General features: G+C 69.9%; 12 protein-coding genes. 7 read left to right on the top strand and 5 right to left on the bottom strand.

Translation table 11 applies throughout. The features are described 5' to 3' along the window. From ACT86A_RS21155 to ACT86A_RS21145, 3 genes are read left to right on the top strand one after another with little or no spacing between them, the layout of a single operon-like run. On the top strand, nt 1-435 hold the full coding sequence (locus tag ACT86A_RS21155) for a type VII secretion target (protein ID WP_445093909.1): 435 nt from the start codon (nt 1-3) through the stop codon (nt 433-435). After that, on the top strand, nt 428-1,744 hold the full coding sequence (locus tag ACT86A_RS21150) for a PPE domain-containing protein (protein ID WP_445093908.1): 1,317 nt from the start codon (nt 428-430) through the stop codon (nt 1,742-1,744). Before ACT86A_RS21155 ends, ACT86A_RS21150 begins: the two co-directional genes overlap by 8 nt. An 11-nt stretch (nt 1,745-1,755) precedes the next feature. Then, on the top strand, nt 1,756-2,604 hold the full coding sequence (locus ACT86A_RS21145; protein ID WP_445093907.1) for an ESX secretion-associated protein EspG: 849 nt from the start codon (nt 1,756-1,758) through the stop codon (nt 2,602-2,604). Nucleotides 2,605-2,669: 65 nt separating this feature from the next. Here the strand turns inward: ACT86A_RS21145 and ACT86A_RS21140 are convergent, their stop codons facing one another. Then, the gene (locus tag ACT86A_RS21140) at nt 2,670-3,293 is read right to left on the bottom strand and encodes a phosphoribosyltransferase (RefSeq protein WP_445093906.1); all 624 of its coding nucleotides are present in this window, start codon (nt 3,291-3,293) and stop codon (nt 2,670-2,672) included. 11 nt (nt 3,294-3,304) lie between these two features. Beyond that, a complete protein-coding gene (locus ACT86A_RS21135; protein WP_445093905.1) occupies nt 3,305-4,159 on the bottom strand; it encodes a carbon-nitrogen hydrolase family protein in 855 nt (284 codons plus the stop codon). A 62-nt stretch (nt 4,160-4,221) separates the two neighbouring features. Here ACT86A_RS21135 and ACT86A_RS21130 point away from each other — a divergent pair, with 62 nt between their 5' ends. Together ACT86A_RS21130 and ACT86A_RS21125 are read left to right on the top strand one after the other, a co-directional pair. Next, on the top strand, nt 4,222-6,009 hold the full coding sequence (locus tag ACT86A_RS21130; protein WP_445093904.1) for a DEAD/DEAH box helicase: 1,788 nt from the start codon (nt 4,222-4,224) through the stop codon (nt 6,007-6,009). Nucleotides 6,010-6,249: 240 nt separating this feature from the next. After that, nucleotides 6,250-9,606, top strand: a complete 3,357-nt coding sequence (locus ACT86A_RS21125) for an AAA domain-containing protein (RefSeq protein WP_445093958.1) — start codon at nt 6,250-6,252, stop codon at nt 9,604-9,606. A 6-nt stretch (nt 9,607-9,612) separates the two neighbouring features. On the opposite strand, the gene ACT86A_RS21120 is transcribed toward ACT86A_RS21125, so the two are convergent. Both ACT86A_RS21120 and ACT86A_RS21115 read right to left on the bottom strand, forming a co-directional pair. Further along, nucleotides 9,613-10,791 carry an alanine racemase gene (locus ACT86A_RS21120; protein WP_445093903.1) on the bottom strand — a complete coding sequence of 393 codons (1,179 nt, stop codon included), beginning with the start codon at nt 10,789-10,791 and terminating at the stop codon, nt 9,613-9,615. Nucleotides 10,792-10,841: 50 nt separating this feature from the next. After that, complete coding sequence (locus ACT86A_RS21115) at nt 10,842-11,324, bottom strand: TetR family transcriptional regulator (RefSeq protein WP_445093902.1); 483 nt, start codon at nt 11,322-11,324, stop codon at nt 10,842-10,844. Between the two features lie 415 nt (nt 11,325-11,739). On the opposite strand from ACT86A_RS21115, the gene ACT86A_RS21110 reads away from it, so the two are divergent. After that, nucleotides 11,740-12,486, top strand: coding sequence for a tyrosine-protein phosphatase (locus ACT86A_RS21110; RefSeq protein ID WP_445093901.1), 747 nt, complete (start codon nt 11,740-11,742; stop codon nt 12,484-12,486). A 7-nt stretch (nt 12,487-12,493) separates the two neighbouring features. On the opposite strand, the gene ACT86A_RS21105 is transcribed toward ACT86A_RS21110, so the two are convergent. Next, nucleotides 12,494-13,750 carry a class I adenylate-forming enzyme family protein gene (locus ACT86A_RS21105; RefSeq protein ID WP_445093900.1) on the bottom strand — a complete coding sequence of 419 codons (1,257 nt, stop codon included), beginning with the start codon at nt 13,748-13,750 and terminating at the stop codon, nt 12,494-12,496. A gap of 459 nt (nt 13,751-14,209) precedes the next feature. Here ACT86A_RS21105 and ACT86A_RS21100 point away from each other — a divergent pair, with 459 nt between their 5' ends. Then, the gene (locus ACT86A_RS21100) at nt 14,210-15,235 is read left to right on the top strand and encodes a glutathione S-transferase family protein (protein WP_445093899.1); all 1,026 of its coding nucleotides are present in this window, start codon (nt 14,210-14,212) and stop codon (nt 15,233-15,235) included. The last annotated feature ends 6 nt before the right edge of the window (nt 15,236-15,241 follow it).

Genomic DNA, 15,241 nt, shown 5'->3' with positions numbered 1-15,241 from the left:
ATGCCATCACAGGAGAACGGGTTCGGCGCAGAGCCGGCCGCCGAGGTAACCGCACCAGGAGTCGATGTCGCCGCGCTGAACCGTGCGGTCGATGACGGTTCGCTGTGGATCGACGGCCTGCTGGTCGCAGAGGGTGCGCACGAACGCTGCGCACGCCGGTACGAGCAGCTCGCCGACCAGGTAGAGGCGCAGATTCGGATCCTGGGCGCGGCTACGTCGCTGCCCGGGTTCGGCGGATTCGCCTCGGGTGACGCGCTGCGCGGCGGCTTCGAACGCAAGGCCGACGGCGCGATCGCCCGGCTGACCGAATACGCCACCGCCGCACGGGAACTCGCGCAGACCTTCCGCGCCGCCGCCGCCGCGTACCAGAACGCCGACCGTGCGCTCGCCGGCGCGGTCGACCGGCTCGACACGACGGGAGCGGCACATGCGTGAGATACCACGCACCCGCGAGCGGGCGACACCGCGGCGCACCGACCCCGCCTACGCACCGAGCGTCGAGATCTTCGACAACCTCACCCACGCCGAGATCTTCGCGAAGGTCCAGCTGCTCGATCCTGCCGTCCTCGCGGGCGGCCGGCAGGCCTGGGGTGACGCCGCGGCGCAGCTATCCGACGCGATCTTCCAGGCGCACAACGAGATCCGTGCGGCGATCGCCGACGGCTGGCGCGGCGCCGCGGCCGACAGCGCGGACGCGGTGGTCCGGGTGTTCGAGCAGAGCGGCCAAGACCTGGCCGACGTCTTCGCCGTGGTCTCGCAGCGCCTCGGGCAGGCCGCCGATGCGGCCGAGGCGCTGCGGGCCGCGGTGTCCGAGCCCACCTCCGGCGCGCCGGATCTCGGTGCGGCCCTGCTGGACCCGGACCGGGCCACCAGCAATGTCGAGGGCCAGAAGGCAGGCGAACACGCGCGTCAGGATGTCGTGCGGGCGATGAACGACGTCTATGCGGGCGTGTTGATCCGGACCGGCACCGACGTGCCCGCGTTCCCCGATGACGCGGACAACCCCGCCCCTCCCCCTCCCCCGCCCGCTGCCGCACCGGCCGGCAGACTCACGCGAGACATCCCTATTCCACTGGCCTCGCAAACGGTTTCACTCGACAGCACCCCGCACGGTGCGAGCCACGCAACGGCCCCGAACCCGAGCCCGGCGGCGACCGAGGCAATCCCCGCCGAGGAAATCCCCGCCGAGGCCGGCACGACGGTGACCACCGCGGGCGTCACACCGACCGGCACCGCGGTCACGGCCGACGCGCAGCCGACCGCGCCCCGAGTGGCGCCTGCCGCCAACATACCGCCGCTCTCGGCGGTCCCCGCCGCGGTCGAGATCATCCGCACAGCCCCCGTCGCGAACGCATCCCGGCCGACAACCGCTCCAGCCGCGGCGGCCGGCGAGGCGCTCAGCACGCCGGGCGCGGGCAGCCAACTCCCGTCCGAGCAGCAACGCAAGCGCGACGAGCGGCGCAACGACAATGACAGCGGTGACACGGTTACCGGCCTCGGCGCCGGCGCGGTGGGTGGTCTGATGGGCGGCGCGCTGGCCTCGGCCGACACGCCGCGATCGGGCGCGAGCCCCGCCGCGAACGCGGCGACCACGCGGGCCGTCCCCCTCGACGACGAGGACGACGAGTTCGACCTGGACGACCTGCCGACCTTCTTGGAGCCCTCCGACGACGGTGGTGAACTCATCGGGCCGATGGATCCGACCACGCCGCCCGTGCTGGGCGAATGGGCCGAGTACGAGTGAACTGGACGCCGATGAACTGGACACTGACTCCGGACCAGTTCGCGCTGGCTTGGTCGCGCACCGACGGCGATCGAATCCCCTATCCCCTCGCCGTGCGGCTGTCCGCCCGCGACACCGGGGAGCGAGCAGCGCAGTTGCCCGCGCTGGAGCGCTGGTGCGATGAGGTGCTGGACGCCGATCTCGAAGCGGCACTGCGGGTTCTCGCGCAGCCGGACCTGCGGATCGAAGTGTTCGGTCAGCGTGATTCGGCACCGGCGCCACCGACCGCCGTTCCGCACCGGGATGGCGGACCGTTGACGCCGCCTGCGGCACCGTCCACGAATGGCGGGCAGGCACCCGGCGCGGCTTCGCGGCCGGTCCGGATTCTCGGCGCTGTCACCGGCAACGTCGCGGTGGTCGCCGCGCAGCGAGCGGGGGCGACCGCGGATCGCGGGGGCGACGTGCGGTTGTTCGTCGGCAGCTCGAAAACCCTGTGCGCGCGGGTGGTTTCGATGTTGCCGGACAATGCCCCGGGCACCCTGGGACGCCTGACCGCGCCCCTGGCCCAGGTGAGCGAGGACAGCCGCACTCTGGTGACCATCCCGGTCGCCGGTCCGTCCACGCCGGCCCGGATCCGCAAGCTGCTGAAGCAGCCGCGCGATGGCATCGGCCAGATCGTCGTCTCCGCCCGCCGCGGCACGGGCGAGCCGCACCCATTCGGCGTGCTGTGCTGGATCGACGTCGTCGCCGACGGCCGATACGCCGTGCGCACCGGCACCGAGGTCGACATCGTCGCAGTGACCGCGGACCGTTTCGCCGCCCAGTTGCGCCCGCTGGTCAGCGCCGCCGCGCGCACGTCCACGGCCTATGCCCAACGCTGAACGTCCGACCGGTCCGGCGACCTTCAGGGAGGTGACCACACCCTGATCGACAGCGCTGAGCGCGCTCAGCACAGCAGCGCGGTGACCTCGGCGTCCCTGAGCTGGTGGAAGTCATGGTAGGCACCGCCGACGCCGCCGAGCGAACGCGGCACCCACGGGCAGACCACCTCGTCCGCCTCGGTCTCGACCCGGCGCATCGCCTCTGTGGAGGCGACCGGGACCGCGGCCACCACCCGCGCGGGCCGGTGCAGGCGCGCGACGCGGCAGGCGACCACGACGGTGGCGCCGGTCGCCATGCCGTCGTCGACGATCACCACGGTGCGGCCCTCCAGCGGGATCGGCGGGATGTCGCCGCGCAGCACTCGCTTGCGCCGTTCCAGCTCGGCGCGCTCGCGGGCCTCGATGGTGGCGATTTCCTGGAGCGAAACCCCGGTGTGGGTGAGCACATCCGGGTTGAGTACCCGGACCCCGTCCTCGCCGACGGCGCCCATGGCCAGCTCCGGTTGCCACGGCACGCCGAGTTTGCGGACCAGCAGGACGTCGAGGTCGCCGCCGATCACCTCGCAGACCGCGGCGGCCACCGGGACGCCGCCGCGCGGCAGACCGAGCACCAGCGGGTTCGACGCCCGCAGGTGTTCCAGATGCGCACCCAGCGCGCGACCGGCCGAGCTCCGATCGGTGTAGACCATCGATTCGAACGCTACTCCGGTCCGCGTTCGGTGATCGCGAATCGGCGCAACGCGAGGCTCGGGTTGGTGGTGCGCACTTTGCTCAGATACGCCAGGTCGATGCCGGCGGTCAGCACACCGGGCTCGTCGCCGAGTTCGGCGAGCACCGCGCCGGTCGGGTCCACGATCATCGAGGCGCCCGCGCCGCGCGGCGCGGCCTGATCGGCTGCGGCCACGTACACGGTGTTCTCGATCGCGCGCGCACGCACCAACGTGCTCCACTGGTCCACCTTCCCGGGCCCGGGAATCCATTGCGCGGGCAGCAGCAGGACCTGCGCGCCCGCGGCGGCCACCCGGCGCACGCCTTCGGGGAAGCGCAGATCGAAGCACGTCTGCATGCCGAATCTCACATCTGCGACAGTGAACGTGGCGGGCGCCTCGATCGCGCCCGGCTCGACGACGTCGGATTCGAGGTGCCCGAAGGCGTCGTAGAGGTGCACTTTGCGGTAGCGCGTGACGAGGGCGCCGTCCGGACCGAGCACGACGAGGGTGTTGCGGATCCGGTCGCCGCCGGGCGCGACCTGCTCCACCATTCCGGCGACCAGAAACACCCCGAACTCGCGGGCGATGCCGCCGAGACCGGTGACGAATGGGCCGGTCAACGGCTCGGCGACCGCGACGACCCGCTCGTCCAGCCGGGTCACCGCGAACATCGAGTATTCCGGGGCGACCACCACGCGCGCGCCGCGCTCGCGGGCCGTGCGCACGTGTTCGCGCAGCGCGGTGAGGTTGGCCGAGGGGTCGGTCGAGGGGGCGAACTGGACGACCGACACGTCCAGTTGATCCGGCGTCCGATCCTGATGCACGAGTGAGTCGTCGGGTTGCATAGACCTCACCGTATTGGGGCGGTGGCCGGGACGACCAGTACGAGGCAGTAAACTCCTGCTCAATGAGCACCAATCAGGTCGACAGCGTTCCTGGCGACGACGACAGGGACACCGACGGCCCGTCCTTCGCCGATCTCGGTATCGATGACCGCATCCTCGCGGCCATCGCCGACGTCGGTTACGAATCGCCCTCGCCGATCCAGGCCGCGACGATTCCCCCGCTGCTCTCCGGCGCCGACGTCGTGGGTCTCGCGCAGACCGGCACCGGAAAGACCGCCGCCTTCGCCATCCCCATCCTGATGGGACTGGAGGCCACCGGCCGCAGCCCGCGCGCGCTCGTGCTCGCCCCGACCCGCGAGCTCGCGATCCAGGTCGCCGAGGCGTTCGGCCGCTACGCCGCGCATATTCCCGGCCTGCACGTGCTGCCCATCTACGGCGGCCAGAGCTACGGCGTCCAGCTGTCCGGCCTGCGCCGCGGCGCGCACGTCGTGGTCGGCACGCCGGGCCGGGTGATCGATCACCTGGAGAAGGGCACGCTCGACCTGTCGCAGCTGCAGTACCTGGTGCTCGACGAGGCCGACGAGATGCTCAAGATGGGCTTCCAGGAGGACGTCGAGCGCATCCTCGCCGACACGCCCTCGGACAAGCAGGTGGCGCTGTTCTCCGCGACCATGCCACCGGCGATCCGCAAGATCTCCAAGCAGTATCTGCACGACCCGGTCGAGATCACGGTCAAGGCGAAGACCTCGACCGCCACCAACATCACCCAGCGCTGGGTGCTGGTCTCGCATCAGCGCAAGCTGGACGCGCTCACCCGGGTGCTCGAGGTCGAGTCGTTCGAGGCGATGATCATCTTCGTCCGCACCAAGCAAGCCACCGAAGAGCTCGCGGAGAAACTACGCGCGAGGGGCTTCTCCGCCGCCGCGATCAACGGCGACATCGCGCAGAACCAGCGCGAGCGCACGATCGGTCAGCTGAAGTCCGGTGCGCTGGACATCCTGGTCGCCACCGATGTCGCGGCCCGCGGACTGGATGTGGAACGCATCTCGCACGTGGTCAACTACGACATCCCGCACGACACCGAGTCCTACGTGCACCGGATCGGCCGCACCGGCCGGGCCGGACGCAGCGGCGAGGCGTTGCTGTTCGTCGCGCCGCGCGAGCGGCACCTGCTCAAGTCGATCGAGCGGGCCACCCGGCACCCGCTGACCGAAATGCAGCTGCCCAGCGTGGAAGACGTCAACGCCCAGCGCGTCACCAAGTTCGGCGACGCCATCACCGAGAACCTCACCTCGTCGAACGTCGCGCTGTTCCGCAAGCTGATCGAGGACTACGAACGCGAACACAACATCCCGCTGGCCGATATCGCGGCGGCGCTGGCGGTCGGCTCGTACGACGGCGACAACTTCTTCATGGAACCCGAGCCGGAGCCGATCGAACGCCCGCAGCGCGATCGTCCCCCGCGTGAGCGGCCCGCCCGACGGTTCGACGAGGACCGCGGCGCCGCGCACCACCGCGTCAGCGGAACCGAGCTGGCGACCTACCGGATCAGCGTCGGCAAGCGGCATCGCGTGATGCCGGGCGCGATCGTCGGCGCGATCGCCAACGAAGGTGGCCTGCGCCGCAGCGATTTCGGGCACATCAGCATCCGTCCCGACCACAGCCTCGTGGAGTTGCCGGCGCAACTGCCCGCCGAGACGCTGGAGGCGTTGCGGCGCACCAGGATCAGTGGTGTGCTGATTCAGTTGCAGCTGGACGAGGGTCCACCGCAGCATCGCACCTTCAGCCGTGGCCCGCGCCGGGAGCGCGAGGGCGCCAAGCGACCGGAGCGCCGCAAGCCACGCTCCTGAACCGGGCGGGTACGCAGCGAAGACGCAGCCGGGCGGAGTCCGGTCCACATCCTCGCGCCAGGCCGGACAGGGCCGGGTCCACCGGCTCGCGCCAGGCCGGGCAGAGGCTCGAGCAACCGCTCTTGCGCCGGGTCGAGCGGAAGCGAGGCAGCTGGCTAGCTACAGTGTTGCCGTCGGTGCGTAACGAGGCGCATGCGGCAGCGGGTGTCCCGCGAAGACACAGGAGGGCCGCGCTTGTTCGTGTTCGGGGATCGTGTCGTTTGCACCGCCGTCGATCTCGTGCGCGCAGCGCACTGCGAATTCGCAGTGCTGCGCGCTCTCGACACCGAACTGGGCATCCTCCCGGCCGAACCCGGCGCAGGCGCACCGGTGCCCGACCTCGCACACGACATCACACTCGACAGCAATGATGTCCGGGATATCCGGCAACGACATCTCGACGATTACCGTGCCCGCTTCGGCGCAGCAGTGGTGGAGATCGACCATCCACCGGACGACGCGGGCGGCCCGGCCGAGCGGATCGCCGCGCTGACGACCGCACACACCGCTACCGTCGCGGCCTTGCGTGCGGGCATGCACGTCGTCCACGGCGCCCTCTTCTTCGACGGCCGATTCCATAGCTCCTGCGACTTTCTGGTACGTGCGGAACACCGGGTCCGCTATACCGTGCACAGCGCCGTGTCCCCGGCGGCGGATCCCGTGGGCGCCGCGCTCGAACTCGCCGCCTGCGCCGCCGCGCTCGACCGTTCGGGCGCGCTGACCGCGCCTTTCGTCCGGCTGCATCGGGGCGACGAGAACGTGGCGCCGGCCCTGAGCGAGTTGCTCCCGGTGTATCGGGCGCGCAGGCGCCGGGTGGAACGCATCCTGGACGAAAAACTCGGCGAACTGCTGCCGGTCCAGTGGGGCGACCCGCGTTATCTCGCCTGCGGCCGATGCCGCACCTGTACCGCCGCCCTGTCGGCCGCGCGCGATCTGCTGCTGGTGGCGGGCATGCCCTCGATGATCCGGGCTCGCCTGCGCGAAGCGGGAGTGAGCACCATCGATCGGCTGGCCGCTACCGAGATCTCGGTCCCGGGCGTGCCGCCGCGTACCGTCACGGCGCTGCGTCACCAAGCGCAAGCCCAACTGCGGCAGGAACATTCCAGCGAACCCCGATACACCGTGACCAACCCGACCGCGCTCAGCACGCTGCCGCTGCCCTCCTCTGGAGACCTCGCGCTCACCGTCGGGGGCGGCGGGCAGCCACCGCACACGGTCGAGATCGGCGGACCGGGCACCGTACCGCTAACTCTGAGCGGACCTTCCGGCGCGGGCGCACCGGGCAGCGCAACCGCGCAACGACGCGCGCTCGAGCAGGTGCTCGACTACCTGGCTCAGCGGCGTCGGCGGTATCCGGACCTGCACATCTACCACTACACCTCTGCGGTGCGTACGGCGCTGCTGCACTGCATCGGGCGGCACGGTGTCGGCGAGGACTTCGTCGACGAATTGCTGGACGCCGGTGTCCTGGTCGACCTGTACCCGGTCGTCCGCAACGCGATGATCATCGGCGAGCCGTCCTACGATCTGAGCGCGATACGGCAGCTGTTGGGACATGCGCCGGGTGCGGACGACGGCCACACCGTGTTGCAGCTGCGCGACTGGCTGCTCAACTGTGCGTCCGAGCAGCGCGTCGAGCCCGATCCGGCGACGCGAGCCACCCAGTGGCGCACGGCGGCCATGCCTGGCCAGGCCGACCCCACGCCGCCGTACCGGCCGTCCTCGCTGGCCGCCGCGCTCGCGGAGTACGCTGCGGGACTCGGCGATTCGCTGCACCCGTCGGCGTTGCTGGCCGCGACGCTCGGCTATCACCGGCGGGAGCGGCAGCAGCTGTGGTGGGCGCACGCTGACCGGCTCAGCCACCCCGTGGACGAATGGGACGACGCGCCGGGCGTTCTCGTCGCCGACTGGGGCACGGTGGATACCAAATGGCATCGCCGCCCCGACCGCCCGGCCATGCGCCGGTATCTGACCTTGACCGGTCGGATCGGCACCGGCTCCAGCGGCGCCACGGGGCCGAGCGTGCTCACCCCCGGCGCCACGGTCTATACCTTCTACGATCCGCCGCCGCCGGCAGGCATGATCACCGCCATCGGCCGGCGCGCCACCGCGACGGCGACCGTGCTCGGCTGCTCGGTGGACACCGAGTTCGATGACACCGTGCGGCTGGAGGAACTGCTGCCCGAGGGTTGCGAACTCTACGACGAGCTCCCGTCGGCAATCGCGCCCGACCTCCCCGCCTGGGACGGGAATGCCGAAGTGGCAGTCGAATTCGCCGCGCAGCAGTTGCTCATGACCTTGCCGGACACACCCCGGGAGGCCGTCTTCGACGTCCTCGCGCGCCGCCCGCCCCGGCTGCATGACGGCGTCGCGCTGCCCGAGGTGCACGGCGACCACGCCGCGGCGATCACGGCCGCGGTGCGCGCGCTCGACCGCTCGTACCTCGCAGTGCACGGGCCGTCCGGAACCGGGAAGACCTCGACCACGGCCCGGGTACTGCAGCGCCTGGTCACCCGGCACAACTGGCGCATCGGCATCGTGGCACGCGACCACACCACCGTGGAGAACCTGCTCGACGCGATCGTGCGGACCGGCGTGCTGCCGGAGCTGGTCGCCAAAAAGGACGCGGTGGCCCTCGCCCCGGAGTGGGCCGTGATCGACGCCGCCCACTATCCACGGTTCCTGGACAACGCCATCAGCGGCTGTGTACTCGGCGGCACTGCGCCCGATTTCGCGAACGAGGATCTGGTGCCGCGCGAGGGGCTCGACCTGCTCATGGTCGCTGACGCGGGCCGCTTCGTGCTGGCCGACCTGATGGCCGTCGCCGCGAGCGCGCGAAACCTGCTGCTGCTCGGCGATCCCGTACCGTCCACGACGCGCGCCACGCACCCGGCTCCGGTCGGTGAATCGGTGCTCGGCTGGCTGGCCGAGGGGCGCCAGACCCTGCCCGCCGAGCGCGGCTACTTCCTCGACCGCACCTGGCGGATGCATCCAGCGGTGTGCGAACCGGTCTCCCGGTTGTACTACGACGGACGTCTTCGCTCCAATGAAACCGTCACGCTGGCAAGGCATCTGGACGGCGCGGAGCCCGGTGTGCGCACCGTCCTGGTCGACCACTGCGGCAATGCCACCAGCTCACCCGCCGAAGCGCGCGAGGTGGTGCGCCGGGTGCGCGCACTGCTCGGCATGTCCTGGACGATCGGCGCGACGACGCGCCGGGTGCACCCACACGACATCTTCGTGGTGGCGCCGTACGCCGCGCAGGTGGGCCTGATCCGGACGATGCTGGCTCGCGCCAAGATCGAGGACGTACTGGTCGGCACGCCGGAGCGATTCCGTGGCCGGGAAGCGGCTGTGGTGCTGGTTTCGATGACCACCTCCAGCCCCCTCGACGCCCCGTACGGCATGCGGTCGCTGTTGTCGCGCGGCTTGATCCGCGCCGCACTGTGCCGGGCGATGTGGCAGGCGATCATCATCCGCTCCCCGCTGCTCACCGAGTACTTGCCCGCCACGGTGGACGAACTGGCCGACCTGAGCGCATTCCTGCGGCTGGGCTGACAGCTTTCAGCCGAAGCAGACACCCTCGCCGCGATAGGTCGGCACACAGGCCCGGGAGCCGTCGGTGTCGACCAGATGCACCGTGTCGAATCGCTCGCATAGTTCACCGGCCTTCGCATGCCGCAACCACACCCGATCGCCGATCCGCAGTTCCGCCGCACCCGATACGGGAGTCTGCACTTCTCCCGCACCTTCCGTAGCGAGCAGCCGCAATCCCTTGGGCCACACCGGTTTCGGCACCCGCGACGGCCCGGCCGGGCCCGAGGCGATGTAGCCGCCCGCGAAGACGGTGGCGATCTTGCGGGTGGGCCGCCGCAGCACCGAGGTGACGAAATACAGTGCGGGCCTGGGCGTAAACGATCGATAATGATCGAACAGCGTCGGCACGTACAGCCCGGACCCCGCGGTCACCTCGGTCACATCGGGGTCGGCCACGCTGACTTCGACGGACCCCGTGCCGCCGCTGTTGACGATCTCCAGCTCGCCGGTCACCGAGCGGACCGCATCGAGCACCTCGGCCCGGCGCTTGCCGATCTCCGCCGCGGACACCCGCTTCACCAGCCGCACCGCGGCATTCGCGTCGGGCAGCCCGGCGATCTGCGCCTCGTAGGTCATCACGCCCACCACCTCGAAACCACGGCGCAGCGCGTCACTCGCCAAGGCGGCCGCGTCCTGCGGGGTCCGCACCGGAGACCGGCGGACACCGAGATGCAGCGGGCCGATGCGCAGTGAGGCGTCTACGTCCAGGCAGACTCGGGGCCGCACCCGGTCGGTGCCGAGGGCGGCGCGGATCAGGTCGAGCTGAGCGGAGTCGTCGACCATGAGCGTGATCGATCGCAGCACGATGTCGTCGGCGGCCAGCTCCGCCAGCGCGGCGCGATCCACGCTCGGATATCCGAGCAGGACATCGCGCGCACCGTGGCGCACCAGCCAGATGGCCTCGCGCAGGGAGTAGGACATGATGCCGGCGAAGCCACCCGCGGCGGTGAGCTCAGCGCCCAGGACTTCGGCGAGCACAGCGCGGCAGCGCACCGATTTACTGGCCACGCGCACCGGAACGGTGCCCGCCCGACGAACCAGGTCCGCGGCGTTGGCGCGCAGGACGCCCAGGTCGAGGACGGCGAAGGGCGGGTCCAGCTCCGCGGTGGCGGCGTGCAGCCCCGCGATCGGCGACGTCTCGGTCACCGGGACAACTCAACCATCAAACTGGTCGATCGTCCATAAATTGCCGGCCGCTAGACCTCGACGGCCCTGGTGGTCAGGCTGCCGACCAGATCATCGAGCACGACGATCACGGTCTCGTCATTGCAGTCGGCCAGCCAGCGTAGGACGGTGCCCTCCAGAACCGACACGACATAGGACGCGATCGCTTCGATCGGCTCCAGCCACTGCGTTCCCGAGCGCTCCGCGCACAGCCGCAAAAAGGCGGTGACCTCGACGTCCTTATCTCGATAGAACTCCGACGCGACCGGGTCGGGCGCACAGTCGCTGCGCACCGCCCAGCGGGTACGCAAGGCCTTCACGGTCGTCTCGTACGACTTGACCTGCTTGATCGGAGTGGCCTTCACGTGCGGCCAGTACGCACTGACCCCGGCATGCAGCAGCGCCCGCAGCGCGCGAATGCCGGTGTAATCGAGCGTGACTGCCGCGGCTTCGACCGCAACGAGAACGGGCGGCCGCAGTTGATCCTCCGTTACTACTTCTCCACCTGCGCTCAACGAACGACTCCCTCGGCGAAAGGCTCTCACGCACCTCGGTTGGCGCGACCTCGCTGAACAGGCGGGAAACTTCCGGAAAAGTCCGCGCAGCCCAGTCCAACGCTCATCAATGCTAGAGGGTTTTCCTGGTTAAGAAACGGGTTGAGCGGGTAGTTTCAGACTAAAGGAATGTTTTGTTACCCAACCGCGATCGCGGCGCGACCACACCGTGCCGCCCGGAATTCGCGCTATGACGGTGGATCTGGCCCCTGCCGACAAGTCGACAGACCGTCGAATACGGTACGGTTGAAACCTTGATGAACCCAAATTTTGTGACGTATCACACACTGCATGCGCACGAAATCGGTCATCATGCCGTCCCGGGCAAGCACCACGCCCGCCGTCCGTCGTGCAACAGCGCCGATAGTCTGGATCGGTGACTCTCTCGCCACCCTCCGACCAGTACGCCCTCTCCGGCGCGTTCAACTTCCGGGATACCGGCGGTCTGCGGACCGACGACGGCGCCAAGGTCCGCCCCGGAGTATTGCTTCGCTCGGCCCAACTGAGCGGACTCGACGAAGCAGGCCATGCCGCACTACGCGAATTTCGCGTCAGCGACGTGCACGACCTGCGCGGACACCGCGAGATCGACCATATCGGCGCCGACCGGCTGCCCGCGGACGTCCGGCTGACCATCACCCCGTTCGACTCCAGAATGGCCGAGGCGCCGCCCCACGAGGCGACCGCGCACAACGCCTTTCCACACATGCTCGAGGTCTATCGGAGGTTCCCCGCGCTGCCCGAAGCGCACGTCGCCATCGCCACGCTCGCCGAGTCCATCGTGCGCGGCAGCGGCGCTGTGCTGGTGCACTGCGCGGCCGGCAAGGACCGCACCGGCTGGGCTGTCGCGACGCTGCTTCGTGCGGTGGGCGTCTGCGAGGCCGACGTACGAGCCGATTACCTGGAGAGCAACGGCGCCATCCCCCCACTGCGCTCGCTGATGATGACGAAACTGCTCGGCGGTGAGGAACTCTCGGTAGACCTGCTCGGCGTGCGCGCGGAATACCTGGAGGCCGCCACGGTCGCCATGCTGGAACTGCACGGTGATCTGCCGGGCTATCTCGCGGTGATCGGCCTGACGCCCGAGCTGCTCGCCCGGCTGCGCACCCGCCTGCTGGAGTGAGCCGGGATCACTCGACGGGCACCGCTTCCCGGCGCACCAAGCCGTCGGCGTCGATCGTCACCTGATCGCCGGTGTGGAACCAGGTTCCGGTGAATCGCGCGGCGGTGGTGGTGGGGTCATCCCAGTAGCGTGGCGTGACGTTCGGCCCCCGGCACAGCAGTTCCCCGTGCCCTGCCGTCGCCTTCGGCCCCCACAGCGCCAATTCCGTACCGCCGAACGGGAATCCGAGCACCACCTCCGCGTCCGACCGGTCCGCCGCCCGCTCGACGTCGTCCACCGCGAGGCCGATGCCGCTGGTCTCGGTCGCGCCCCAGACCGACCACTGCCGCGCGACGGGGAACACGCCGCGCAGTTCGACCTTCAGGTCTCCGGGAGCGGTCCGCGCCGCCGTGCGTTCGGCTCGGTGACCGGCCTTGCTGATCCGCGCGACGCCCTCGGTGCGCAGCCCCGCGGCGCGCAGCTCGGCCAACTCGGGCGCCAGGCCCGCGAAGATCCGCGGCGTCGCGGAGACCATGTCGACGCGCTCGGCCGCGATCGCTTCGGCCGTGCCACACCGGTCCCGAGCGAGCACGACGGTGCCACCGACCGCGAGGGTCGGCAAAAGCTGATCGACACAGCCGCTGGCGTGCGCCAACGGCAACAGCACCAGGTTGCGCAGGCCATCGGTGGGCAGATCCAGCGCGGCGACCATCGAGCGCACCGCGGACAGCAGGTTCTCGTTGGTCAGCTCCACGCCCTTGGGCGTGCAGGTGCCGCTGGTGTAACACAGCAGCGCCAGATCACTCAGCGCCGCACCGTCATCGATGTACGCGGCGCCGTCGGGCAGCTCGGTCTCAACTCCGCGACGCCCCAGCACGAAATCGGCTCGGCTGTCGTTGATCACGCGCTCGGCCACCGCCTCGGGCAACCCGTCGTGCACGAGCACCGGCACCGCGCCGCTGAGCAGAGCGCCGAGGAATGCCTGCACCCAGCGCACGCCCGAAGGCATGTGGACGGCGACCCGGTCGCCGTAACCGATGCCATGTTCCTGCAGACCGCCGGCGATCCGGGAGGCGGAGTGCCACAGCTCCCGGTAGGTCAGGCGCGGCCCGCCGACCTCCACCACCGCTTCGCGCGTGGAAAACGCGTGGACCTGCAGATCCAGTAGTTCGGTCAGTGCCGGCGTGAGGTTTCCGTACCGCAGCACCCCGTCGGCACCCCGGGCCAGCGGGTTGTCCCAGACATGCGGGCTGGTCAGGGGGTATTCGACGAGCAATTGCGACATTCGTCCTCCGCGTGCCTCGAGTGAGCAGGCACTGCGACTATATGACTCGCGTCACAATCTCGCTGGGATAGGCGACGAACGTGTCCGATATGTCACCGGCTGCGATGTCACCGACCGGTGCGGCACCTCGGCGGAAATCGCGCGCGGCGCCTTCGGGATCATCAGTGCCGAACCGAGCGCCGGGCGCCTCGGGCGGCACCGAATCCATCTGTGGCACACCGCCGCAACGCCATGCCGCGATGATCTGCTCGGTCGTCACGTCTTCGTCGGGCCGTCAGCGGACGCGCGCAGGACCCGTGCGATATCAGCGAGCAGCATCGCGCGATCGAACAGGTTGCGCGGCAGCGGCAAACGTCAGGCCGCCAGTTGTACGCCGTTGTCGGTGCCGTCGTGTTCCAGGCGGTCGCCTTCGTTCGGCTCATCCCGCCGCCCGAGACCTCGATCTGCAAAACTGTCCACGTGACCGAGTCGGCAAGTGCAAGCGGTTCCTACGTCGAGCCCGGCGAGTTCAAGAGGGACACCAACTACATCACCACCCGAATCACGGCCGACGGCCGCGACGGCTATCCGGTCGAGCCGGGGCGCTACCGGCTGGTGGCGGCGCGGGCCTGCCCGTGGGCGAACCGGACGCTGATCGTGCGTCGCCTGCTCGGACTCGAACAGGTGCTCTCGCTCGGCCTGTGCGGTCCCACGCACGACAAATTCAGCTGGACTTTCGACCTGGATGCCGACGGCGTCGACCCGGTGCTCGGCATTCCCCGATTGCGCGACGCCTACCTGGCCCGGTTCCCGGACTACCCGCGCGGCATCACGGTGCCCGCCATCGTGGATGTGCCGACCGGGCAGGTCGTCACCAACGACTACGCGCGGATCACACTGGACTTCTCCACCGAATGGACCGAACACCACCGGCCCGGCGCGCCGCAGCTGTACCCCGAACCGCTGCGAGCCGAGATCGACGAGGTGAACCTCGCCGTGTTCCGTGACATCAACAACGGCGTCTACCGGTGCGGGTTCGCCGGCGCGCAGGACGCCTACGACGCCGCCTACGACCGGCTGTTCGACCGGCTGGACTGGCTCTCCGAACGCCTTGCCACACAACGCTATCTGGTCGGCGACACGATCACCGAGGCCGACGTGCGGCTGTTCGTCACGCTGGTGCGCTTCGACGCCGTCTACCACGGGCACTTCAAGTGCAACCGGTCCAAACTCACCGAGCTGCCGGTGCTGTGGGCTTACGCGCGCGATCTGTATCAAACCCCCGGCTTCGGCGACACCATCGACTTCGAGCAGATCAAGACGCACTACTACGTCGTGCATCGGGACGTGAACCCGACCGGAATCGTCCCGAAGGGACCAGACCTGGCGAATTGGTCGGCCCCGCACGGCAGACAGGCCCTGGGCGGTCGGCCATTCGGCGACGGCACCCCGCCGCCCCCGCCACTGCCGGCCGAGCGCGTACCCGTGGTGCGAGCTCCTGCCTGACCCCGC

The organism is Nocardia glycosmidis (assembly GCF_052545115.1).
The sequence above is the reverse complement of the archived record's forward strand: the minus strand, read 5'-3'. Positions and strand labels throughout refer to the sequence as shown.

Bases quoted from the DNA above. Each gene is read 5' to 3' on its own strand.
- ACT86A_RS21155 (WP_445093909.1), top strand. From the start codon at position 1: ATGCCATCACAGGAGAACGGGTTCGGCGCAGAGCCGGCCGCCGAGGTA.
- ACT86A_RS21150 (WP_445093908.1), top strand. From the start codon at position 428: ATGCGTGAGATACCACGCACCCGCGAGCGGGCGACACCGCGGCGCACC.
- ACT86A_RS21145 (WP_445093907.1), top strand. From the start codon at position 1,756: ATGAACTGGACACTGACTCCGGACCAGTTCGCGCTGGCTTGGTCGCGC.
- ACT86A_RS21140 (WP_445093906.1), bottom strand. From the start codon at position 3,293: ATGGTCTACACCGATCGGAGCTCGGCCGGTCGCGCGCTGGGTGCGCAT.
- ACT86A_RS21135 (WP_445093905.1), bottom strand. From the start codon at position 4,159: ATGCAACCCGACGACTCACTCGTGCATCAGGATCGGACGCCGGATCAA.
- ACT86A_RS21130 (WP_445093904.1), top strand. From the start codon at position 4,222: ATGAGCACCAATCAGGTCGACAGCGTTCCTGGCGACGACGACAGGGAC.
- ACT86A_RS21105 (WP_445093900.1), bottom strand. From the start codon at position 13,750: ATGTCGCAATTGCTCGTCGAATACCCCCTGACCAGCCCGCATGTCTGG.